At 72.6% G+C, this 22,119-nt stretch carries 21 protein-coding genes; 11 read left to right on the top strand and 10 right to left on the bottom strand.

Features of this window, described 5'->3' with window-relative positions; genetic code table 11:
- Nucleotides 1-332 precede the first annotated feature (332 nt).
- Both ACIBI4_RS15790 and ACIBI4_RS15785 read left to right on the top strand, forming a co-directional pair.
- Entirely contained in the window at nucleotides 333-1,280 is a 948-nt protein-coding gene (locus ACIBI4_RS15790) for a 5-dehydro-4-deoxyglucarate dehydratase (RefSeq protein WP_399204439.1), read from the top strand.
- Nucleotides 1,277-2,428, top strand: coding sequence for a hypothetical protein (locus ACIBI4_RS15785; RefSeq protein ID WP_399204438.1), 1,152 nt, complete (start codon nucleotides 1,277-1,279; stop codon nucleotides 2,426-2,428). The genes ACIBI4_RS15790 and ACIBI4_RS15785 overlap by 4 nt, the downstream gene beginning before the upstream one ends.
- On the opposite strand, the gene ACIBI4_RS15780 is transcribed toward ACIBI4_RS15785, so the two are convergent.
- Nucleotides 2,425-3,639 (bottom strand): MFS transporter, encoded by a 1,215-nt coding sequence (locus ACIBI4_RS15780; protein WP_399204437.1) that lies wholly within the window; start codon nucleotides 3,637-3,639, stop codon nucleotides 2,425-2,427. The two genes, ACIBI4_RS15785 and ACIBI4_RS15780, sit on opposite strands and share 4 nt — an antisense overlap.
- A 186-nt stretch (nucleotides 3,640-3,825) precedes the next feature.
- Between ACIBI4_RS15780 and ACIBI4_RS15775 the strand changes: the two genes are divergently transcribed.
- From ACIBI4_RS15775 to ACIBI4_RS15765, 3 genes are all read left to right on the top strand, one after another.
- Nucleotides 3,826-4,407, top strand: coding sequence for a TIGR03086 family metal-binding protein (locus tag ACIBI4_RS15775; protein ID WP_399204435.1), 582 nt, complete (start codon nucleotides 3,826-3,828; stop codon nucleotides 4,405-4,407).
- A gap of 57 nt (nucleotides 4,408-4,464) precedes the next feature.
- Complete coding sequence (locus ACIBI4_RS15770) at nucleotides 4,465-5,244, top strand: MBL fold metallo-hydrolase (protein ID WP_399204434.1); 780 nt, start codon at nucleotides 4,465-4,467, stop codon at nucleotides 5,242-5,244.
- Nucleotides 5,245-5,422: 178 nt separating this feature from the next.
- Nucleotides 5,423-6,841, top strand: a complete 1,419-nt coding sequence (locus ACIBI4_RS15765; RefSeq protein WP_399204810.1) for an NCS2 family permease — start codon at nucleotides 5,423-5,425, stop codon at nucleotides 6,839-6,841.
- A 66-nt stretch (nucleotides 6,842-6,907) separates the two neighbouring features.
- Here the strand turns inward: ACIBI4_RS15765 and ACIBI4_RS15760 are convergent, their stop codons facing one another.
- The 6 genes from ACIBI4_RS15760 to ACIBI4_RS15735 all read right to left on the bottom strand — a co-directional run bounded on the left by ACIBI4_RS15760 (nucleotide 6,908) and on the right by ACIBI4_RS15735 (nucleotide 12,749).
- Nucleotides 6,908-8,353, bottom strand: a complete 1,446-nt coding sequence (locus ACIBI4_RS15760; RefSeq protein ID WP_399204433.1) for a peptidoglycan D,D-transpeptidase FtsI family protein — start codon at nucleotides 8,351-8,353, stop codon at nucleotides 6,908-6,910.
- A gap of 85 nt (nucleotides 8,354-8,438) precedes the next feature.
- Nucleotides 8,439-9,098: a response regulator gene (locus ACIBI4_RS15755; protein WP_399204432.1), complete on the bottom strand. Its 660-nt coding sequence runs from the start codon at nucleotides 9,096-9,098 to the stop codon at nucleotides 8,439-8,441.
- Between the two features lie 25 nt (nucleotides 9,099-9,123).
- A complete protein-coding gene (locus ACIBI4_RS15750) occupies nucleotides 9,124-10,416 on the bottom strand; it encodes a sensor histidine kinase (RefSeq protein WP_399204809.1) in 1,293 nt (430 codons plus the stop codon).
- 2 nt (nucleotides 10,417-10,418) lie between these two features.
- Entirely contained in the window at nucleotides 10,419-11,390 is a 972-nt protein-coding gene (locus ACIBI4_RS15745) for a hypothetical protein (RefSeq protein ID WP_399204431.1), read from the bottom strand.
- Between the two features lie 121 nt (nucleotides 11,391-11,511).
- Nucleotides 11,512-11,979: a GNAT family N-acetyltransferase gene (locus ACIBI4_RS15740; protein WP_399204430.1), complete on the bottom strand. Its 468-nt coding sequence runs from the start codon at nucleotides 11,977-11,979 to the stop codon at nucleotides 11,512-11,514.
- Nucleotides 11,979-12,749 (bottom strand): IclR family transcriptional regulator, encoded by a 771-nt coding sequence (locus ACIBI4_RS15735; protein ID WP_399204429.1) that lies wholly within the window; start codon nucleotides 12,747-12,749, stop codon nucleotides 11,979-11,981. Before ACIBI4_RS15735 ends, ACIBI4_RS15740 begins: the two co-directional genes overlap by 1 nt.
- A 147-nt stretch (nucleotides 12,750-12,896) precedes the next feature.
- Between ACIBI4_RS15735 and ACIBI4_RS15730 the strand changes: the two genes are divergently transcribed.
- Nucleotides 12,897-14,447 (top strand): aldehyde dehydrogenase (NADP(+)), encoded by a 1,551-nt coding sequence (locus tag ACIBI4_RS15730; protein WP_399204428.1) that lies wholly within the window; start codon nucleotides 12,897-12,899, stop codon nucleotides 14,445-14,447.
- A gap of 18 nt (nucleotides 14,448-14,465) precedes the next feature.
- On the opposite strand, the gene ACIBI4_RS15725 is transcribed toward ACIBI4_RS15730, so the two are convergent.
- Nucleotides 14,466-15,857, bottom strand: coding sequence for an MFS transporter (locus ACIBI4_RS15725; RefSeq protein ID WP_399204427.1), 1,392 nt, complete (start codon nucleotides 15,855-15,857; stop codon nucleotides 14,466-14,468).
- A gap of 71 nt (nucleotides 15,858-15,928) precedes the next feature.
- Here ACIBI4_RS15725 and ACIBI4_RS15720 point away from each other — a divergent pair, with 71 nt between their 5' ends.
- The 5 genes from ACIBI4_RS15720 (at nucleotide 15,929) to ACIBI4_RS15700 (ending at nucleotide 20,719) form a co-directional block, all read left to right on the top strand.
- Nucleotides 15,929-16,921 (top strand): GlxA family transcriptional regulator, encoded by a 993-nt coding sequence (locus ACIBI4_RS15720; protein ID WP_399204426.1) that lies wholly within the window; start codon nucleotides 15,929-15,931, stop codon nucleotides 16,919-16,921.
- A 76-nt stretch (nucleotides 16,922-16,997) separates the two neighbouring features.
- Nucleotides 16,998-17,720, top strand: a complete 723-nt coding sequence (locus ACIBI4_RS15715; protein ID WP_399204424.1) for a DsbA family oxidoreductase — start codon at nucleotides 16,998-17,000, stop codon at nucleotides 17,718-17,720.
- A 123-nt stretch (nucleotides 17,721-17,843) separates the two neighbouring features.
- Nucleotides 17,844-18,923: an aminotransferase class V-fold PLP-dependent enzyme gene (locus ACIBI4_RS15710; RefSeq protein WP_399204423.1), complete on the top strand. Its 1,080-nt coding sequence runs from the start codon at nucleotides 17,844-17,846 to the stop codon at nucleotides 18,921-18,923.
- Between the two features lie 61 nt (nucleotides 18,924-18,984).
- Nucleotides 18,985-19,581, top strand: coding sequence for a sigma-70 family RNA polymerase sigma factor (locus ACIBI4_RS15705; RefSeq protein WP_399204422.1), 597 nt, complete (start codon nucleotides 18,985-18,987; stop codon nucleotides 19,579-19,581).
- Nucleotides 19,582-19,651: 70 nt separating this feature from the next.
- Entirely contained in the window at nucleotides 19,652-20,719 is a 1,068-nt protein-coding gene (locus tag ACIBI4_RS15700) for a maleylpyruvate isomerase family mycothiol-dependent enzyme (protein ID WP_399204421.1), read from the top strand.
- Between the two features lie 13 nt (nucleotides 20,720-20,732).
- Here the strand turns inward: ACIBI4_RS15700 and thpD are convergent, their stop codons facing one another.
- Both thpD and ACIBI4_RS15690 read right to left on the bottom strand, forming a co-directional pair.
- Nucleotides 20,733-21,629 carry an ectoine hydroxylase gene (thpD, locus tag ACIBI4_RS15695; protein WP_399204420.1) on the bottom strand — a complete coding sequence of 299 codons (897 nt, stop codon included), beginning with the start codon at nucleotides 21,627-21,629 and terminating at the stop codon, nucleotides 20,733-20,735.
- A gap of 72 nt (nucleotides 21,630-21,701) precedes the next feature.
- On the bottom strand, nucleotides 21,702-22,106 hold the full coding sequence (locus ACIBI4_RS15690; protein ID WP_399204419.1) for an ectoine synthase: 405 nt from the start codon (nucleotides 22,104-22,106) through the stop codon (nucleotides 21,702-21,704).
- Nucleotides 22,107-22,119: the final 13 nt, after the last annotated feature.

Here is a 22,119-nt window from a genome sequence, read left to right as displayed (position 1 = left end):
CCTGGGGCGTGACCGCACGGGCGGGCCGTGGCCGCACGAACGGGGCCGGGACCACACGAACGTATACGGGCTGCGGTCATCAGGGCACCGTCACGTACGCGATGGACGCATTTCTATACGGCATTCACATCCGTGGACAAGCTAAAGATCGTCGGGTCCGTGCGTCAAGGGGTGTGCGGGATGCGTCAAGACCCGTGCCGGTGTGGCGAATTCGCAGCCGGTGAGCCGCGCCCGGGCGCTTGACCCGCCGTGATCGCGCGCTTTAGCGTGGCTGCGTTCAGAAATATGGACACGGATCAGAAACGTGACGCAGATCCCCAGGGAGAGAGCCCGTGACGTCAGACCCGCTCGCCGCTCGACTCGGCATCCCAAGCGGACCGCTGTTCTTTCCCGTGACCGCCTACGGGCCGGACGGCGGTCTCGACCTCGACGTCTACCGCGCGCACGTCCGCGCGGGCGTCGAGGCCGGGGGCGCGGCGGTGTTCGCCGTGTGCGGCACGGGGGAGTTCCACGCGGTCACCCCCGAGGAGTTCCGGGCCTGCGTCGCCGCCGCGGTCGAGGCGGCCGACGGCCGGGTGCCGGTGATCGCGGGCGCCGGATACGGCACCGCCCTCGCCGTCCGCTACGCGCGGCTCGCCGAGGAGGCAGGCGCCGACGGACTCCTCGCGCTGCCCCCGTACCTCGTCAAGGCCGAACAGCAGGGCCTGGTCGCCCACTACGGCGCGCTCGCCGAGGCCACCTCGCTGGACGTGATCGTCTACCAGCGGGACAACGCGGTGTTCACCCCCGAGGCCGTCGTCCAGCTCGCCGCCCACCCGAAGATCGTGGGCTTCAAGGACGGCTTCGGCGACCTGGACCTGATGCAGCGCATCGTCAGCGCGGTGCGCGGCGCCGGTCACGAGGACTTCCTCTACTTCAACGGGCTGCCGACGGCCGAACTCACCGGCCTCGCGTACCGCGGCATCGGCGTCTCGCTCTACTCGTCCGCCGTGTTCTGCTTCGCGCCGGACATCGCGCTCGCCTTCCACCGCGCCCTCGGCTCCGGCGACGACAAGACGGCCGCCCGGCTGATCGACGCCTTCTACCGGCCCTTCGTCGAACTGCGCAACCAGGGCCGCGGGTTCGCGGTCGCGCTGGTCAAGGCAGGGGTGCGGCTCAGGGGATACGAGGTCGGAACCGTACGCCCTCCGCTGCATGAGCCGAGCGAGCAGCAGATCGAGGAGCTGGCCGCGCTCGTCGCGCGCGGACGCGAAGTGCTCGCCGAAGGAGCGGGCGCATGACGACCTCCGCCTTCGTCTACCCCTGGGACGTCAACGGCGACCCGGCCGCCGCGGACCGCATCGCCGCGCTCGGCGTCCACCAGGTCACGCTCGCCTCCGCGTACCACTCCACCCGCGCCCTGACCCCGCGCCATCCGGCGCACCGCATCGTCACCGCCGAGCACGCGGCGGTCCTCTACCCGCCCGGCGAACGGTGGCAGGGGCGCACGCTGCGGCCGTACGAGGCCGGGGCCTGGGCGCCGGGCGACGCGTTCGGCACGGCGGCCGAGGCGCTCGACGCCGCGGGGCTCGACGTGCACACCTGGGTCGTGCTCGCCCACAACTCCCGGATGGGCGCCGAGCATCCGGACACCTCGGTGGTCAACGCCTACGGCGACCGCTACCCGTGGGCGCCCTGCATCGCCCAGCCCGCGACCCGCACGTACCTCGTCGACCTCGCCGCCGAGGCGGCCGTGCGGCCCGGCGCGCGCGGTACCGAGCTGGAGTCCTGTGGCTGGTACGGCCTCGCGCATCTGCACGCCCACGACAAGACCGGCGGCGTCGCGCTCGGCGACGGGGCGCAGTATCTGATGTCGCTCTGCTTCTGCGGCGCGTGCCGTGACGGCTATGCGGCGACCGGGCTCGACCCGGACGCCCTCACGGCGTCGGTGCGGCGGGCGCTCGAACCGGTGTGGCGCGGGGATGCGCCCTCGGACGCCCCGCCGGCGAAGCTGCTCGACGGCGAACTTCTCGCCGCGACCCTGGAGTTCAGGACCGCGGTCGCCCGCTCGCTCCAGGAGGAGGCGGTCGCGGCGGTCCGTGCGGCGGCCCCCGCGGACTTCCAGGTGCTGCTGCACGCGGACCCCGTGCCGTACCACTGCGGCGCCAACGCGGGAGTCGACCCGGCGCACATCATGGGCGTGGCCGACGGGGTGGTCGTGCCGTGCACGGGCGGCGCGGACCTGCTGACGCCGTTCGCGGCACAGGGCGTGGACGGCGCCGTACTGGCGGCCAACTTCACCGTGGTGAGCGGCATGGGAGGCGCACCCGGCCGCCTCCGCGAGGACGCGGCACGGGCGAAGGAACTCGGCGCGACCGAACTGCGGCTCTATCACGCGGGGTTGGCGTCGGACGCGGATCTGGAGGCGGTACGGGTGGCGCTCGGTTAGGCCGTCGCCGCGGGCTGTCGCTCCGCACCCGCGCGTGACCCCCGCACCACAGCCGGTACCGCGGCGACGCCCGCCACCCCGAGCGCCACGAGCAGCGCCCGGTGGTCGACCAGCGCGACCAGGCCCGCCCCCGCCCCGAGCGCCACCGCGTTCGGGGCGAAGACCAGGGTGTTGGCCGTGGCCGCGACCCGGCCGAGCAGTTCCTCCGGGGTGCGCTGCTGCACCGCCGTCAGGACCGCGATGAGCACGCACGGCAGGCCGGCCCCGATCGCCGCGCTGCAGACCAGGACGACGGCGTCGTGGGGCACCGCGCGTACCGCCACCGCCACGGAGAAGAGGCCGAGCCCGGCCGCCGCGAACGTGCGCTCCCCGAGGCGGCGCAGCAGCGGCCCGGCCGCCAGGCCGATCGCCACGGAACCCGCGCCCTGCACCGCGTACAACACCCCCACGTACGCGGGTGCGTGACCGAGTCCTTCGTCCACCACCGCGAAGACCAGCGCCCCGTTGACGCCCGCGAGCAGCATCGTGAAGCCGCCCGCGAGGGCGAGCGGGCGCAGCACCGGATGCGCCCACAGGTGCCGCGCGCCGTCGGCGCTGCGCTCCCACCACGTCCCGGCGGGCGGTGCGGGCCGGTCCTCGCGGATCCGCAGGAGCGCGTACAGACCGGCCGCGAGGACGAAGGTGAGGGCGTCGAGCAGCGCGACCCGGCTCCCGCCGTACGCGGCGAACAGGCCCGCCCCCGCGAGCGGGGCGATCAGCTTCATGCCCTCGTTGACGGTCATCCGCAGCCCGTTGAAGTCACCGAGCAGGTCCTTGTCGACGGCGGTCGCGACGAGGGCCGCCTCGGCCGCGTCATGGACGACTCCGGCGGCCCCGTACACGAGCAGGACCGCGAACAGGATCCAGACCCGGGACGCGTCGTCCACCGCGAACAGCGCGGTGAGCAGGACGGCCAGGGCCAGGTTCGTCGTGACGAGGAGCGGGCGGCGGCGCACCCGGTCGGCGAGCGTGCCGAGGAGCGGTCCGGCGAGCACCGGCAGCCACAGGGCGAAGGTCGCCAGGGCGGCCAGGGCGCTGGAGCCGGTGAGCTCCTTGACCCAGACACCGCTCACGAGCCACATCGCGGAGGTGCCGAAACCGGAGACGAGGACACCGGCGAGATAGAGACCGGCGTTGCGGTCGCGGGCGAGACGGGCTGCTGTCCAGGGCATGAGGCCAGCGTGGGGGCAGGGCACGGGCGGGGCGTAGGGCGGATGCCTTAGGGCGGGCCTCAGATCGGGTGGGTTGGTGGGTAGGGGCGGGCGGCGGCGGCGGCGGGTCATCCCGCGGCGCGCGGTGCGATGAGTTTCCGTGCCCGCGACGGTCACCCCTGTACGAGCATCCACCGGAGGAGAGCCATGCCGCAGATCGACTTCGCCGCCCAGACCCGTCTCGTGACCGAGCTTGCCGACCGTGTCACCGAGGACCAGCTGGAGCTGCCGACGCCCTGTCCGGAGCTGGCCGTACGCAATCTGCTGGGGCATATCGTCGGGCTCGCCGGGGCGTTCCGTGACGCGGCGCGCAAGGACCTCGGTCCCGCCGCCGACCACGCGCCCGACGTCGCCGCGTCCGACGTCGGCCCCGGCTGGCGCGACGAGCTGGCGAAGAACCTGGCCTCCCTCGCCGAGTCCTGGCAGGACCCCGCCGCCTGGGAGGGCTTCACCAAGGCGGGCGGGGTGGATCTCCCGGCGGAGATCGCCGGGCAGGTCGCGATGAACGAACTGGTCCTGCACGGCTGGGACTTGGCGCGCGCCACCGGTCAGCCGTACGCCCCCGACCCCGCCTCGCTGCAGGTCTCGTACGAGATGGTGGCCGCGACCCCGGACGGCCCCGAGCGCGAAGGGCTCTTCGGGCCGATCGTGCCCGTGCCGGCCGATGCGCCGCTCCTGGACCGCACGGTCGGCCTCGCGGGCCGCGATCCGGGCTGGGCCGCGGGCTGAGGCGCCTTGACCGCCGGTGGCGGACGGGCTCCGCACACCACCCCCTAGCCTCGGCCCATGACCTTCACGCTCACCCCGCTCGGCACCGCCGCCCCGCACCCCCGGCCGGGGCACCCCTGTTCCGGTTACCTCGTGGAGGCTGGTGACGCGAAGGTCTGGATGGACGCGGGGCCCGGGACGTTCGCCGCGCTCCAACAGCATGTGCGGCCGCAGGAGCTGAGCGCGGTGTGGATCAGCCACCTGCACTCCGATCACTGGGCGGATCTGATCGCGGCCGAGGCGGGGATCTCCGACGGCGGGCTGCGGATCGACCGGCCGGTCCCGGTGCACGCGCCCGCCGCCGCGCCCGGCCGCCTCGCCGCCTTCTACGGGAAGCCGGACCCCGGAGCCCTCGCCGAGGTGTTCGCGTTCCACGCGATCGAGGACGGCGGCACCCTCCGGTTCGGAGACGCCGAGTTGACCGGCCACGCCGTGCCGCACGGCATCGAGGCGTACGGCGCGAGGATCACGTACGCCGGACACGTCCTCGCGTATACGGGCGACAGCGGACCGGGCCCGGAGCTGACCGAACTCGCGCGCGGCGCGGACGTGTTGCTCGCCGAGGCATATCTGGACCGGCACGACGGACCGCGGGTGAACGGACCGCGACTGCACCTCACGCCCGAGGACGCGGGCGCACTGGCGCGCGAGGCGGGCGTCGGCACGCTGCTCATCACCCACGTCGGCCCGACGCTCACCCCGGACGAGGCGACCGCCCGTGCCGCCGCCGTCTTCGGCGGACCCACGCTGCGCGCCGAGGAAGGCGTCTCGTACACCGTGGGCAGTGGGCGGACCTAAGGCAACGGGCAGACAGGGCAACAGGCGGACAGAAAGGATCAGTTGACGCCCGATCCGTAACACGGCGAAAACCTGGAGCGATCGAAGCAGGGGAACAATCCAGCCAACACCCGCACCCTGACCCCTCGGGAGCAACGCCGTGTCACACACAGGAGAGCCGGCCGGCAAGACCGACGGCATACCTGAACCATCCGCACACCCCGTGGACCGGTTCTTCCGGATCACCGCGCGTGGTTCGACCTTCGGCCGGGAGATACGCGGCGGCTTCGCCACGTTCTTCACCATGGCCTACATCCTCGTGCTCAACCCGATCATCCTCGGCACCGCCGAGGACAAGTACGGCAACAAGCTCGACGGGGCCGAACTCGTCACCGCCACCGCCCTGGTGGCCGCCGTGATGACGGTCATCATGGGCGTCGGCGGCAATCTGCCGCTCGCCCTCGCCGCCGGACTCGGACTCAACGCCGTGGTGGCGTTCCAGCTCGCCCCGCAGATGAGCTGGCCGGACGCGATGGGGCTCGTCTTCGTCGAGGGCATCCTCATCTGCGTCCTCGTCGTCACCGGCCTGCGCGAGGCCGTGATGCACGCGATCCCGCCCGCGCTGAAGTACGCGATCAGCGTCGGGATCGGTCTCTTCATCGCGTTCATCGGCTTCATCGACGCCGGCTTCGCCACCCGCATCCCCGGCGACACCGGCTCCGTACCCGTCCAGCTCGGCGCCGGCGGTCACCTCTCGGGCTGGCCGATTCTCGTCTTCTGCGTCGGAGTGCTGCTCACCGTGGCGCTGCTCGCGCGCAAGGTGCGCGGGGCGATCCTGATCAGCATCGTCGTCACCACGGTCATCGCGGTGATCATCAACGAGATCGCCGACATCGCGCCCGCCGCCTGGGGCCTGACCGTCCCGGCCGTTCCCGACGACGTGGTGGGCACCCCGGACTTCGGGCTGCTCGGCGCGTTCAGCCCGTTCGGTGCCTTCTCCGAGGTCGGCGCCGTCACGCTCGTCCTGCTGATCTTCACGCTGATCCTGAGCGATTTCTTCGACACGATGGGCACCGTCGTCGGCATCTCCAGCGAGGCCGGGCTGCTCGACGACGAGGGCAAGGTCCCGCACCTGGGCCGGGTCCTCCTCATCGACGGCGCCGCGGCCGTGGCCGGCGGCGCGGCCTCCGCGTCCTCCAACACCTCGTACATCGAGTCGGCGGCCGGTGTCGGCGAAGGCGCCCGCACCGGCTTCGCGAACCTCGTCACCGGTGGCCTGTTCGCCCTCGCCCTGTTCTTCGCGCCGCTCGCCCTGATCGTCCCCGCCCAGGCCGCCGCACCGGCCCTGGTCGCGGTCGGCTTCCTGCTGATGGCGCAGGTACGGCACATCGACTGGGAACGCTGGGACCTGGCGATCCCCGCCTTCCTCACGGTCGTCGTGATGCCCTTCACCTACTCGATCACCAACGGCATCGGCGCGGGCTTCGTCGCGTACGTCGTGATCAAGACGGTGCTCGGCAAGGCCCGCGAGGTCCACTGGCTGCTGTGGGGAGCGGCCGCCCTGTTCCTCGTCTACTTCGGCATCGACCCGATCGAGCAGCTGCTCGACGTGAAGTGAGCCCGCCGGTGGGGGTGCCCCGCACGGCACCCCCACCGAAGGCCCCGGCGAAGGCCCCACCGAAGGTCAGCTCTTCAGGGCCGCCTGCATCATCGCCTTCGCGACCGGCGCCGCCAGACCCGTGCCGCTGATCTGGTCGCGGGCCGCGCCCGAGTCCTCGATGATCACGGAGACGGCCACCTCCTTGCCGTCGGACCCCTTCGCGTACGAGGTGAACCAGGCGTACGGGGTGCCCTCGTTGTCGACACCGTGCTGGGCCGTGCCCGTCTTGCCGCCCACGGTCGCGCCCGGGATCTTCGCGTTGGCGCCGACCTGGTCCGCGACCGTCTGCATCGCCGACTGCAGCTCATCGGCCACCCGCTCGCTGACGATCCGCGAGCTGTCCGCGTCGTCGAAGCTCTGCAGCACCGAACCGTCCGCGTCCGTCACCTGCGAGACCATGTGCGGGTCGACGAGCGTGCCGCCGTTGGCGATGGCCGCGGAGACCATCGCCATCTGCAGCGGCGTGGCCGTCACGTCGAACTGGCCGATACCCGAGAGCGCCGTCTGCGCCTTGTCCATGTCCGACGGGTACAGGCTCTGCGAGGCCCGTACGGGGATGTCCTGCTCGTCGTCGTTGAAGCCGAACTTCTCCGCCATCGCCTTGACCTTGTCCTGCCCGAGGTCCGCCGCCATCTGCGCGAAGACGTTGTTGCACGAGTAGCGCAGACCGGTGCGGATCGTGGCGTTCTCGCAGGGCGCCGAGGGAATGTCGTTGGGCAGCGTCGTGGTGGTGCCCGGCAGCGTGTACGGGGAGGGGCTCTTCGTCGGTACGTCCACCGAGCTGTACAGACCGTCCTCGAGCGCCGCCGCCGCGACGACCAGCTTGAACGTCGAACCGGGCGGCAGCGGCTGCCGGATCGCCCGGTTCACCAGCGGCTTGTCCTCGTCCTCGGTGAGCTGCTTCCAGGCGTCACCGTCCGTGGAACCGGCGATCTTCGACGGGTCGTACGAAGGGGTGGAGACAAGGCCGAGGATCTTGCCGGTCTTCGGGTCGATGGCGACCGCGGCGCCCTTCTTGTCGCCGAGCGCCTCGTACGCGGCCTTCTGCACGGCGGGATCGATGGTCGTGACGACGTCGCCCGGGTCGGCCCGCTTGTCGGTGAGCGTGTCGAGCGGGTTCTTCAGGCGCGTGTCCGTGCCGTCGAGAACGTCCTGGTAGATGCCCTCCAGCTGCGTGGCCCCGTACACCTGCGAGCTGTAGCCGGTCACGGCCGCGTACAGGGATCCGTCCTGGTACGAGCGCTTGTACTTGAGGTCACCGCCCTTGGTCCGCACCGAGCCGGTGATGTCCTCACCGCCCACGATGATGCCGCCCAGCGGGTACGCGTACTTGTCGATGGTGCCGCGCCGGTTGTGCTTGCTGTCCGCGAGGGCCTGGCCGTCGTAGTACTGCACCCATGTCGCCCTCACCAGGAGGGACAGGACGAGGAGCAGCGTGAAGACCGAGATCCGCCTGATCGTCTTGTTCATCACTGGGGAGGACGAACCAGGCGGAGCGAATCGTTCCGCCCGTGTCCCGATTCACAGGAAACGTTCATATGGGGCGGGCCGCGCCTCACGTCCCGACGAAGCCCGCCTCGTACGCCGCGATCACCGCCTGGGTACGGTCCCGCGCGCCGGTCTTCGCGAGGACCGCGGCCACGTGCGTCTTGACCGTCGCGGGCCCCACGCCCAGCTGCCCGGCGATCTCCGCGTTCGTCAGACCGGTCGCCATCCTCCGCAGCACCTCCGCCTCGCGGTCCGTGAGCCGCGCCACCCACGGCGGCCGCGGACGGTCCCGTGCCGCGTGCTCCGCCGCGAGGCTGCGGACCGCCGCCGGGAACAGGAGGGAGTCGCCGCCCGCGACCGTACGGACCGCCTGCACCAGCTGGTCGGCGTCGGCGCGTTTGAGCAGGAAGCCCGCGGCGCCCGCGCGCAGGGCGTCATAGACGTACGAGTCGTTCTCGAAGGTCGTCACGACGACGATCCGGGGCGGGTCGGGCAGCGAGCCGACGAGCTGCTCGGTGGCGCGGATCCCGTCGATCCCGGGCATCCGTACGTCCATGAGCACCACGTCGGGACGGAGCGCACGCACCACGGACACGGCCTCGGGGCCGTTCTCCGCCTCGCCGACGACCTCCAGACCGGGCTCGGCGCCGAGGATCGCGCGCAGCGCCGTGCGCACCATGCGCTCGTCGTCGGCGAGCACGACACGGATCGGGGACGGTGTGCTCATCGGGCATCTCCCTGGTGGGGCGTGCTCATCGGGCGCCTTTGCCGGCGGTCGGCGGAAGCCGGACCGCGAGCCGCCACAGCTCGCCGTCGGGCCCTTCGTACGGTCCGGCGCTCGCGGTGCCGCCGAGCAGCCGGGCCCGGTCGGCGATGCCCTTGAGGCCATGGCCGCCGCCGGGGCGGGTGCGGTGCGCCGCCCTGTCGTCGGAGGGCAGGGGGTTCTCCATCACGATCTCCAGCTCCTCGCCGGACGCACCGGACGGGGCGATCCGCAGCGCGACGGGCATGTCCGCCGCGTGCCGCAGCGCGTTGCCCAGGCCTTCCTGGACGATGCGGTACGCCTCCCGCGACACCAGGGCGGGCAGCGCCGCCGTCTCGACCTCGACGGCGGCCGTGACCCGTGTTCCCGTGGCCCGGGTGCGCTCCAGGAGCCCGGGCAGGTCGCGGTCGAGCGTGGGCGCCGGTGCCTTCGAGGCGTCGTCGCCCTCGCGCAACAGACCGAGCACCGCGTCGAGTTCACCGACCGTGCGCCGTGTCGTGTCCTCGATGGCCGCCAACGCCTCGCGCACGAAGGCCGGATCGCGGTCGAGGACCCGGCGCGCGGCACTCGCCTGCAGCGATACGGCGCTGAGCGCATGGCCCACGGAATCGTGCAGTTCGCGGGCGAGCCGGTTGCGCACGGCCAGTTCCGCCGCGCGTTCCTCGGCGGCCGCGAGCCGGTCCGCCGGGGTGGGCCCGAGCAGCACGGGCGCGCAGCGGGCGAGCAGCGACCCGGCGGCGGTGGCGCAGAGGGCGAGCACCAGGAGCATCGCGAGCCCGGCGAACGGGGCGAGTGCCAGCACCCAGGGTTCTTCGAGGGACGGCGGGAGCCGCAGCCAGTCCCGCAAAGCCGAGAAGACCGGGAGGAGCATCACCGACACCGCGAACGGCGGCAGCGCGAGCATCATCCCGCTGAGCAGCCCGCCCACCGCCACATGAAGGGTGAGCCAGCCCGCCGTCCGCCGGCGGGCGGCCCATCCCCGGGCCGGACCGTCCGCGAACCGCGCACCGTCCACGCCGCACAGTGCCCGCGCCATGCCCACCGAGAGGGGCCGGACGAGCGGGAAGAGCCCGGCGACCGCGACGAGCGGCAGCGCCGCCAGGAACGCCCCGAACTGGGTCAGGACCGCCCCGCCCGCCATGACACTGCCCTGGCCCGCCACCGGCGCCACGATCAGCGCGGTGACGAGCCAGAACGGCATCAACAGGGCGCCGCCGAGCACCAGATGGACCCAGCGCAGCCGGGCGCGGTGGCCGAGCAGCGCCTCGGCACGGGCGCGCAGTCTCATACGGACGCGCGCCGGGCGGCGGTGTGCCGCACCCCGGTCAGCAGGACGAGCAGGCCGGTGATCATGGCCCCAGCGTAGGTCAGCAGCATCAGCGCTGTCGGGCGGTCCGCCATGTCCGTGGCCGCGAGCGAGCCGATGAGCAGCCAGCCGCCCCAGCACGCGGTGGCCGCCGAGCCGAGCCAGACGAGCGCGAGCGGCACCCGCAGCGCGAGACCGGGGGCGGGACGGAACGCGAGGAGCAGGGCGCCGGCGACGGCGACGACAGGGAAGAGGGCGTACAGGACCTCGAGGGCGTAGAAGTCCGAGGCGCGGCCGTCCGCGGCGGCGGAGCTGAGGCCCGTCGCGGAGCCGGTCGCCCAGAGGGTGTGGGTGGTCACCGGAAGGACCGCGCACACGGCCGCCGCGACGGCGGGTGCCTTCGGGCCGGCGTCCAGATCCCACACGCGCCCCTGCCAGATGTGGCCCCAGCGCCGGCGCGCGTACAGCACGAACAGGGCGCCGAGAGCGAGGCCTTGGAGGATGAAGCCGCCGTACACCACCGAGAAGACCCACTCGTGGAGGAAGGGGTCGTTCGCCGCCTCGGTGCGGACGCTGCCGCCGAGGAGCCGGACCAGGATCTGCAGCGGGAACCCGGCCATGATCGGCGCGAGCAGCCCGGTCGCCGCCCACATCGGCACGGCGAGCAGCCAGGACCGCACGCGCAGCCCCCAGGGCCGGGTGAGCAGCAGGGCCAGGACGACGACGCAGGCGTCCATCAGGACCGTCGCGGTGTTGGCGATCAGCATCGTGGCGCGGTGGTCGAGCAGGGTGCTGTCCTCGGGGATGCCGATACGGCCGCCGAAGATCCAGGTGAGCTTGAGCGAGAGATACGGGACGCACGCGGCGATGGCGACCGCACGCAGCGCCTTGACGCCGCGGCTTGTCGCGGGTCGGTCGGTGGTCCGGGTGGTGAGCGGTGTCGTGGTCATGCCTCCACGTTCCTGTCCCGCCGCCCCCGTGCCGTCCGACGGGAAGACGATCCGCCTCCGCCGCGCGGGGGAGAGGGTCCGGGCGGATCCGCCTCCGCCGCGCGAGGGTCCGGGCGCGCGCTCAGGCGTCGAGGCGCAGGACCACTTCGTCGATCTCCTCGCCGCGCGCGTGCGCGAACCCCCGGTCGTGCCCCGTCAGGACGAAGCCGCACTTCTCCAGGACCCGGATCGACCCCGCGTTGTCGGCGGCCGCCCGCGCGTGCAGCGGACGCTCGGTGACCTCGCCGACGAGTGCGCGCAGCGCGGCCGTTGCGACGCCCTTGCCCCAGTACGCACGGTCGATCCAGTACGTGACCTCCAGCTCGCCCGGGTCGCCGTAGACCGCCGCGCTGCCGACCACATCGCCGTCGAGCAGCACCGTGCGCACCACGTACTGCTCGCAGATGCGGGCCCAGTGCGCGGCGAACTCGTCCCAGTCCGCGGACTTCGGCGAGACGAACGCGGCCACGCGCATCGACTCGGGGTCGTTGGTCTGCCGGAAGAACACCGGGATGTCGCTGGGGTGCACGGGGCGCAGGGCGAGATCCATCAGAGCCTCCGGGTGGCGAGCGTGAGACGGTCGCGCGCGTCGAACAGCGCGTCCTTGATCATCTGTTCATGGCCCGGCGTGAGGCGGGCCACCGGCACCGAGCAGCTGATCGCGTCACGGGCCGGTGTGCGGTACGGGATGGCGACGCCGAAGCAGCGCAGCCCGAGCGTGTTCTCCTCGCGGTCCACGGCGATGCCCTGCTCGCGGATCTGGTGCAGCTCCTCGATCAGCTGCTCGCGGTCCGTGATGGTGTGCTCGGTGAGCGGCGCGAGCGTCTCCGGGAGCATCTTGCGGACCTGCTCGTCGGTGTGGGTCGCGAGCAACGCCTTGCCGAGGGACGTGGAGTGCGCGGGCAGCCGGCGGCCGACGCGCGTGAACGGGCGCAGATAGTGCTGGGACTGGCGGGTGGCCAGATAGACCACGTTGACCCCGTCGAGGCGCGCCAGGTGGATGGTCTCCGTGGTGTCGTCGGAGAGCCGGTCGAGGGTGGGCCGGGCCGCGGCCACCACCTCGTCGCCGTCGATGTAGGAGGTGCCGACGAGCAGGGCGCGCACCCCGATCCCGTAGCGCGTACCGGTCGCGTCCGTCTCGACCCAGCCGAGCTCCACGAGGGTGCGCAGCAGCATGTAGAGGCTGGATTTGGGGTACCCGACCGCTTCCTGGACCGCCGCGAGCGAGTGCATTCCGGGGCGGCCCGCGAAGTACTCGAGCAATTCCACGGTCCGCACAGCGGATTTGACCTGTGCACCACCGGTGTCGGCTGCCGACATCGCCCTTGACCCCTTCGTTCGCCTGCGCATAGCCTCCGAAGCGATTCACATTCGGAGACAGCGTTCAGCATATCGAACAGCCCTGGTGGGCGGCAGAGTTTCGCACCAGGAAACTCCGCCCTCCGGGCCTCGTGGAAGGACCGGCCCGTGGCAGCAGCACAAGTCTGGAGTGTCGACCCCCGTACGGGGAAGCCGCGTGAAGAGGTTGCGGCCGAGGCCACAGCGGAGGAAATCGACCGCGTCGTCCGCACGGCCCACGCCGTACGGGACGCCCTGGCCGACCGCGCCGTACGGGCCGCGTTCCTGCGCACCGCCGCCGCCCTGCTGGAGGAGACCGCCTCCCATGTGGTCGAGGCGGCCGACGCGGAGACCGCGCTCGGCCCCGGCCGCCTCAACGGCGAACTGGCCCGCACGGCCTTCCAGTTGCGCTCCTTCGCGGACATCGTCGACGAAGGCGCCTTCCTCGACATCGTGATCAACCACGCCGACGACTCCCGTACGCCGCCGTGGCCGGATCTGCGCCGTATCAAGGTGCCGCTCGGCGTCGTCGCGGTCTACGCCGCCTCCAACTTCCCGCTCGCCTTCTCCGTCCCCGGCGGCGACACCGCCAGCGCGCTCGCCGCGGGCTGCCCGGTCGTCGTCAAGGCCCACCCGGACCACCCGGCCACCGCCGAGCTGTGCGCCTCGGTGCTGCGCCGCGCCGCCGCGCAGTCCGGACTGCCGCAGGACGTCGTGCAGTTGGTGCACGGCTTCGAGGCCGGCGTCGAGCTGATCAGGCACCCGCTGGTCTCCGCGGCCGGCTTCACCGGTTCCGTACGCGGCGGGCGCGCCCTCTTCGACGCGGCGGCCGCCCGGCCGCACCCGATCCCGTTCCACGGCGAGCTCGGCTCGCTCAACCCCGTGGTGGTCACCGCGGCGGCCGCCGCCGAGCGCGGCGAGGAGCTCGGGGCGGGGCTCGCGGCCTCGATGACCTTGGGCGTCGGCCAGTTCTGCACGAAGCCCGGTCTCGTCCTCGTGCCCGCGGGCGCCGACGGCGACGTCCTGGTCAAGGAGCTGACGCACGGGGTCAGCGAGGTCGAGGCCGGGGTGCTGCTCGACCACCGGATGCGGGAGGCCTTCGTCGCCGGGGTCGCCGAGCGGGCCGCGCTCGACGGCGTCGAGGCGCCGGTGACGCCGGGAGCGGGCGGCGAACACACCGTCGGCGCGGGCTTCCTCGCCGTGGACGCCGCGCGGCTGGCCCGGGAAGGCGCGCACGATCTGCTCCTGGAGGAGTGCTTCGGCCCCGTCACGGTCGTCGCCCGTTACTCCGACGACGCCGAGATCACCGCCGTCCTGTCCCGCCTGCCCGGCAACCTCACCGCGACGCTGCACCTGTCCCGGGCCGAGTCCGCGGGGGAGGGCCACGGCGCCGCGCTGCTCGCCGCGCTCACCCCGCTCGCAGGACGTGTGCTCGTCGGCGGCTGGCCCACGGGTGTGGCGGTGGCCCCGGCCCAGCAGCACGGCGGCCCCTACCCCGCGACCACCTCGACCTCGACCTCCGTGGGCGGCACGGCGATCGAGCGCTGGCTGCGCCCGGTCGCGTACCAGACCACACCCGAGGCACTGCTCCCGCCGGAACTGCGCGACGCCAACCCGCTGGGGCTGCCGCGCGTGGTGGACGGGCGGCGCGAGGCCGGGGTGCGCGCGGAGGGCAACTGAGCACCGTCGTCCGGTACTTCACCGGCCACGGCGCGGCAGCAGAGCCGTCGCCGTGGCCGTGGCCGTCATGAACACCGCGGCGATCAGCACGCTCGCGTGCAGACCGGTCACGAACGAATGGGCGCCGGACGAACCCGAGATCAGTACCCCGAACACGGCGACGCTCAGCGCGCCCGCCACCTGACGCGCCGAGTTGAGGACTCCCGCCGCCAGACCCGCCCGCTCGGCCGGCACGGCGTCCAGGATCGCGGCGGTCAGCGGCGGCACCGTCAGGGCCGAGCCGATGGCCATCGGCATCAGGATCAGCGCCAGCATGAGCGTGGAGTCCCGCTCGTCCACGAGGAGCAGCAACAGCAGACCGACGATCGCGACAGGCTGCCCGATCAGCATCGGCAGCCGTGGTCCGTACCGCCCCGCGAGCTTGCCCGCGACGATGTTGGAGACGGCGATCAGCCCCGTCATCGGCAGGAACATCAGACCGGCCGCCATCGCCGAACGCCCCTGCTCCTCCTGGAAGAAGAGGCTGAACACGAAGACGAGACCGTAGAACGCCACGCTCACCGCCGCACCCGTCGCCACCATCACCGCGACCGTGCGGTTGCGGAACAGGCCGAGCGGCACGACCGGGTGTGCCTGGCGCCGCTCGATCCGTACGAACACCGCCGCGGCGCCGACCGCCACCACCGCGGCCACGGCACCCACCGCGCCGCGCTCGATCACCGCGAACGCCAGCGCGGTCAGCGCCACCGCCGCGCTCGTCTGGCCCGGCAGGTCGAGCGGCGTACGACGGCGCTCGAAGCGCGGTGCCCGCACCAGGAGGGCGAGCGCGAGCAGGCCGAACGGCACGTTGATGAAGAAGATCCCGCGCCAGTCCCAGGCCGTGGTCAGGGCGCCGCCCGCGACGGGACCGAACGCCGTCGCCGCCGAACCGCCCGCCGCCCAGGCCGCCACCGCACGGGCCCGCTGGGCCGCGTCGGGAAAGGCGCGGCGGACCAGCGCGAGCGAGGCGGGCAGCACGATCGCGGCGCCGATGCCCTGAAGGACGCGGGCGCCGGTCAGGACGGCGAGGTTCGGGGCCAGACCGCAGGCCACGGAGGCCGCCGTGAACAGCGCGACCCCGATCCCGTACGCCTTCGTCGCACCGATCCGGTCCGCGAACGCCCCGGTCGAGAGCATCAGGGCGGCGAGCGCCAGGGTGTACGAGTCCACCACCCACTGCAGACCGGTCATGCCCGCGCCGAGCGAGTCGGCCATCGACGGCAGGGCGACGTTCACGACGGACACGTCGAGGGTGATGAGGAAGAAGCCGAGCAGGGCGGCGAGCAGGGTGAGCGCAGGGGAGTGCCGGTGTTCGGGGCTTGCCGAGGCGGCGGGTCGTGCCTGCTCGGAAGGTGCGGTCCGGGTTGTCATGGCCTCTACCTTGGCCATCGCCGCGGGCGTAGAGTAGTGGCTTGAATGCCATGCACCCGGAGGTTCTGGCCATGCCGACCCGAAAGCCGCCCCCGACGAGCCCGCACCGCATCCCGCACCGCATCGCCGTGATCGCCCCCTCGCCCGTCTCGATGTTCAACCTGGCGATCCCCGAGATGCTCTTCGAGAAGGTCGAGATCGACGGCGTACGGGGGTACGAGGTGGTGGTCTGCACCCCCGAACCCGGCCCGATCGTCACCACCGGCGGGCTCGGCCTGGAGGTGCCGCACGGCCTCGAAACGCTCGCCGCGGCCGACACCGTCCTGGTCGCGGGCACGGGCCACCGCTATCTGCCCGACCCGCGCACCGTCGAGGCGGTACGGGACGCGGCGGAGCGCGGGCTGCGCATCGCGTCGATCTGCAGCGGTGCCTTCGTGCTCGCGGAGGCCGGGCTGCTCGACGGCCGCTCGGCGACGACGTACTGGCAGCTCACCCAGGAGCTCAAGGAGCGCTACCCGTTCCTCGACGTGCAGGGCGACGTCCTCTACGTGCAGGACGGCCAGGTCATGACCTCCTCCGGGTACGCGGCCGGGATCGACCTGTGCCTGCACATGATCCGCACGGACTACGGGGCGGCCGCGGCCAACACCGTCGCGCGGCTGGCCCTGGTCGCGCCGGTCCGTCCGGGCGGCCAGACCCAGTTCACCCAGACCCCGCTGCCGCCCGCGCGCGGCACCGCGTGCGCCGACACCCGCGGCTGGGCGATGCGGCGCCTCGACCAGCCGCTCACCCTGACCGACCTGGCCCGCCACGCGGGCGTCAGCGTCCGCACGCTCACCCGCCGCTTCCACGCGGAGTCCGGCGTGAGCCCGCTCCAGTGGCTCCTGCACCAGCGCGTCGAACGCGCGAAGGAGCTGTTGGAGACGACCACACTCCCCATGGACCAGGTCGCCCGCGCCTGCGGCCTGGGCACAGCGGACTCACTCCGCCAGCACGTGGTGCGACGGACGGGGCTGACACCCAGCGGGTACCGGGTGCAGTTCAGCAGGGTGGGCGCGGCCTGAGCCCGAGGGAATGAAACCCACCGGTTCAACGTTCACCCAAACACCCCGAGCAACCCCTGACCTGGAGACATACCCCATGCGCGTGGAGATCTGGTCCGACATCGCCTGCCCCTGGTGCTACATCGGCAAGAAGCGCTTCGAGGACGGCCTCGCCGCCTTCGCCCACCGCGACGACGTCGAGATCATCCACCGCTCCTTCGAGCTCGACCCGAACCGCGCCAAGGGCGACACCGCACCGGTGATCGACATGCTCGCGAAGAAGTACGGCCGCACCGTGGACGAGGCCCGCGCCATGGAGGAGCACGTCGCGTCCAACGCGCACGCCGAGGGCCTCGGCTACCGCACCGAGGGCCGCGACCACGGCAACACCTTCGACATCCACCGCCTCCTGCACCTCGCGAAGGCCCGCGGCAGGCAGGACGAGCTGCTCGCGCTCGCCTACCGCGCCAACTTCGCCGAGGAGCGCTCCGTCTTCGACCCGGAGGTCCTGGTCGCCCTCGCCGCCGAGGCCGGGCTCGACGAGGCCGAGGCGCGGGCCACCCTCGCGGACGAGTCGGCGTACGCGGACGACGTGCGCGCCGACGAGCGCGAGGCCGCCGAACTCGGTGCCTCGGGCGTCCCGTTCTTCGTCCTCGACCGCAAGTACGGCGTCTCCGGCGGCCAGCCCGCCGAGGTCTTCACCCAGGCGCTCCAGCAGGCCTGGGGCGAGCGCTCGCCGCTCACGCTGATCGACCGGGCCGGCCCGGAGGGAGAGGCCGAGGCGTGCGGCCCGGACGGCTGCGCGGTGCCGCAGAACTGAGACCCGGGGGACGGGGTGCGCCCGCAGATGCGGTGCTCAGAGCCCATGTATAAGCATCGCTAAGACAAACCCTGCAAAACTCCGCAATGGACGTGGAGTTGGTCCCGTACCAGCATGGTGTCCATGGAGCGCACCCCGAGCACCGCATCCCCGAGCACCGCCCCGAGCACCGCATCCCTGGGCGGCGACGCCTTCGTCGCCCCGCAGTCGACGTATCTCAACACCGCGAGCACCGGGCTGATCCCCGCCGCCGGTGTCGCCGCGCTGCACGAGGGCGTCCTGGCCACCGCGGCCGGGCGCCCGCTGGATCACTTCCGTGACGTGGAGGCCGCGCGGGCCGCGTTCGCGCGGCTCGCCGGCGTCCCCGCGCACCGCGTCGCCACCGGCGCCTCGGTCGCCGTGTACGCGGGCCTCATCGCCGCCTCGCTGCCCGACGGCGCCGAAGTCCTGCTCGCCGAGGACGACTTCAGCTCGCTCGTGAACCCCTTCCACATGCGTCCCGGCCTCAAGCCGCGCACCGTCGCCCTGGAGCGCCTCGCGGAGGAGGTCCGCCCCGGCACCGCCCTGGTCGCGGTCAGCCAGGTGCAGTCCGCGGACGGCCGGATCGCCGACCTCGACGCCGTACGGGACGCGGCGCGCGCCCACGGCGCCCGCACTCTCGTCGACGTCTCGCAGTCCGCGGGCTGGCTGCCGGTGCCGCAGGCCGACTTCGTGGTCTCGGTCGGCTTCAAGTGGCTGCTCGGCCCGCGCGGGATCGCCTACCTCACCGTCCCCGAGGACCTCGGCGGCCTCACCCCGTTCCTCGCGGGCTGGGTCGCGGGCGAGCAGCCGTGGGACAGCTGCTACGGACCCGTCACCGAACTCGCCCGCTCCGCACGGCGCTTCGACATCAGCCCGAGCCTCTACTCGTACGCGGGAGCCGTGGCCGGACTCGACCTGATCGAGACCCTCGGTATCCCGGCCGTCCGCGCCCACGACACCGCGCTCGCCGACCGCTTCCGCACGGGCCTGGCCGCCCTCGGCCACACCCCGGTCGACGCGCCCGGCTCGGCGATCGTCGCCGTCCCCGGCCTCGGCGCGCGGCAGCCGCAGCTCAGCGAGGCCGGTCTCGAACTCTCGGACCGCGCCGGGAACTTGAGGGCCTCATTCCACCTCTACAACACCACGGAGGACGTCGACCGCCTCCTGAACCTGCTCGCCTGAGCCCTCCCGACGCACCCTGGCGCCCGCCCCGTCCACGCGCTAGGAATGCCGGGAGGAGGCGGTGCCGGTGGAGAAGAGTCGGGCGCCGACCGACGCCGAGCTGCACCGGCGTCTGGTGTACGGGGACGAGACCGCCCTGGCCGCGGCGTACGACACCTACGGCGGACTCGTCCGACGGATCGCCCTGCGCGTGACGCATGCGCCGGGCGCCGCCGACGACGTGGCGCAGGAGGTGTTCGCGCACCTGTGGTCCCGTCCGTACACCTACGATCCGCAGCGCGGCACCCTGCGCACCTGGCTGTCGATGCTCGCCCACCGGCGCTCGGTGGACTGGGTGCGCGCAGAGGAGCGGCACCGCAAGGCCGTGCACGCGGACGAGGCGGTCCTGCGCTCCCTGCCCGCACCGGGCCCTGGCCCGGACGAGGCGGTCGTCGACATGGAGCGGGCGCTGCTGCTGCACTCCGCACTCGCCGCACTCCCGCTGCCGCAGCGGCAGGCCGTGCATCTGGCGTATTTCGCCGGGCACAGTTACCGGCAGGTGGCCGTCGAACTCGGCATCCCGGAAGGCACCGCGAAGACCCGGCTGCGCGCCGCCCTGCGCCGCCTCGCGGCCACCCTCGCCGAGCCACCGGACCCGGCTGTGGAACGGGGTGCGTGAGGGTGAGCGACGCGAGGACAGGCACGGAAGTGCGGTGCCTGATGACGGACACCGGCAAGAAGGGCACGTGATGGCCGCCGACCACGAAGGCGTACGCGAACTCCTGGGAGCCTGGGCCCTCGACGCCGTCCCGCCCTCCGACGAGCCGCGGCTGCTCGGCCATCTCGCCGAGTGCGAGAGCTGCGCCGACGAGGCCGGCCGACTGCGCGACACGGTCCGGCTGCTCGACGGCGGCGACCCCGCGCTCGCCTACGAACGCATCGACCGGGCCGCCGCCGGCGAACCCGACGACACGGCCGCCCCGGCGGCCCGCGGACGGCTGCTCGCCTCCGTTCTGGCACAGCGCCCCGCCGCCGCACGGACCGCACCGCACGCCGCCCCGTACGCCGCCGCCGTGGCCGGACTGCAGGCGCTGTTGCGGGAGTTGGGCGCGCAAGGCCCCTGGGGCACCCCGGTCGTGCACGACTGGGACGTGCACGCCACCGTCGCGCATCTGCTCGCCGCCGACGAGTCCCTGGCGCTGCGCCTGGGACTGACGGCCAGCGTGCCGCGCGGACCGCAGCCGCAGGACGCCTCCTGGCGCCGGATCTGGGCGCACCGCACGGCCGAGGTGATCGCGCACGAGCGGACCCGGATGCCTTCGGACACCGTCGCGTCCTGGCAGGAGCAGTCGGCCGCGCTGCTCGCCGCACCCGAGGCCGCCTCGGCCGAACTCGCCGCGCAGGCCACGACCTTGCTCGGGGTGCGCCTGCCGCTCGCCGACCACTATGTGGTGCGCGGCTTCGAGACCTGGATCCACACCGACGACATCGGCCGCGCACTGGGCCGGCCCGTCCCCGCCCCGCCCGACGCGCACCTGTGGCGCATGGTCCGGCTCGGGGTGCGCATGCTGGGCCTCGCGCTCGGCGACAGCCCCGCGCCCGTGCTGCTCACGGTGGCCGGGCAGGGCGGCGAGGGGGAGTGGGTGCTCGGCTCCGAGGACGAGCCGGTCGCGGCCGAACTCGTCCTCGAACCTGTCGACTTCTGTCTGCTCCTGGCCGGCCGCCACGACCCGCACGAGGTGCCGCGGGGCCTGGCCGGAGACGGCAGGGCGGCACGCTCCGTACTGGAGCGCGCCGCCCGGATCGCCTGGCTGTGAGGACTCCCGCGACCTACTGCACCGGGGTGAAGTCCCTCGCCCCGATGAACTCCGGCCGCCGGATCGGCGCCGCGAACGGCTCCTCGGCCGCGTTCTCCACGCTGTTGAACACGATGAAGACGTTCGAGCGCGGATACGGCGTGATGTTGTCGCCCGAGCCGTGCATCGCGTTGCAGTCGAACCAGGTCGCCGAACCGGCCCTGCCCGTGAACAGCCGGATCCCGTGCCGGTCCGCGTACCGGGTCAGGGCCTCGTCGCTCGGCGTCCCCGCGTCCTGCATCTGCAGCGACTTCTTGTAGTTGTCCTTCGGGGTCTCACCCGCACACCCGAGGAACGACTTGTGCGAACCAGGCATGATCATGAGCCCGCCGTTGGTGTCGTAGTTCTCGGTCAGCGCGATCGAGACGGACACGGTCCGCATGTGCGGCAGACCGTCCTCGGCGTGCCAGGTCTCGAAGTCCGAGTGCCAGTAGAAGCCGCTGGCCCCGAAGCCCGGCTTCACGTTGATCCGCGACTGGTGCACGTACACGTCCGAGCCGAGGATCTGCCGCGCGCGGCCCACGACCCGCTCGTCGCGCACGAGGCGTGCGAACACCTCGCTGATCCTGTGCACCTCGAAGACCGAGCGGATCTCCTGCGACTTCGGCTCGACGATCGAGCGCTCGTCCGCACGGATCGCCGGATCGGCGATCAGCCGCTCCAGCTCCCCCGCGTACACGCCCACTTCGTCGGGCGTGATCAGCTGCTCGATCGCGTGGAACCCGTCCCGCTCGAACCCCTGCAGCTCCGACGGCGCCATCGGCCCCGGCGCACCCGGCGAGGACCACACGACAGGGTCCTTCCGCTCGGTGATCACCTCGGTCGCGGCGCGGGTCGGATACAGGTCGGTGCGTTCGGGTGCGGTGGTCATGATGGTGCCTTCCTCTCCTTACGTACGGTTCCTCATGCGGTCCCTTATGTGCGGTTCGGGAGTGCCGGTGGATCAGACGGGATCGGGCTCCGTCAGAAGGGGGTAGACCCCGTTCTCGTCGTGGTCCTCGCGGCCGGTGACCGGCGGGTTGAAGACGCACAGGCAGCGGAAGTCCTGCTTGATCCGCATCGTGTGCTTCTCGTGCCCGTCGAGCAGGTACATCACGCCGGGCGTGATGGTGTGCTTCTCTCCGGTCTCGTCATTGGTCAGTTCGGCCTCGCCCTCGATGCAGACGACGGCCTCGATGTGGTTCGCGTACCACATGGACGTGGTCGTACCGGCATACAGCACGGTCTCGTGCAGGGAGAAGCCCACGCGCTCCTTGGCGAGCACGATGCGCTTGGACTCCCAGGTGCCCGACGCGGACTTCACATGCCGGTCGGTGCCTTCGATCTCCTGGAACGAGCGGACGATCACGGTGGGTTGCTTC

This window comes from Streptomyces sp. NPDC050418 (assembly GCF_044458745.1).
Classification (GTDB): domain Bacteria; phylum Actinomycetota; class Actinomycetes; order Streptomycetales; family Streptomycetaceae; genus Streptomyces.
This window is presented reverse-complemented; position numbering and strand designations above follow the sequence as displayed.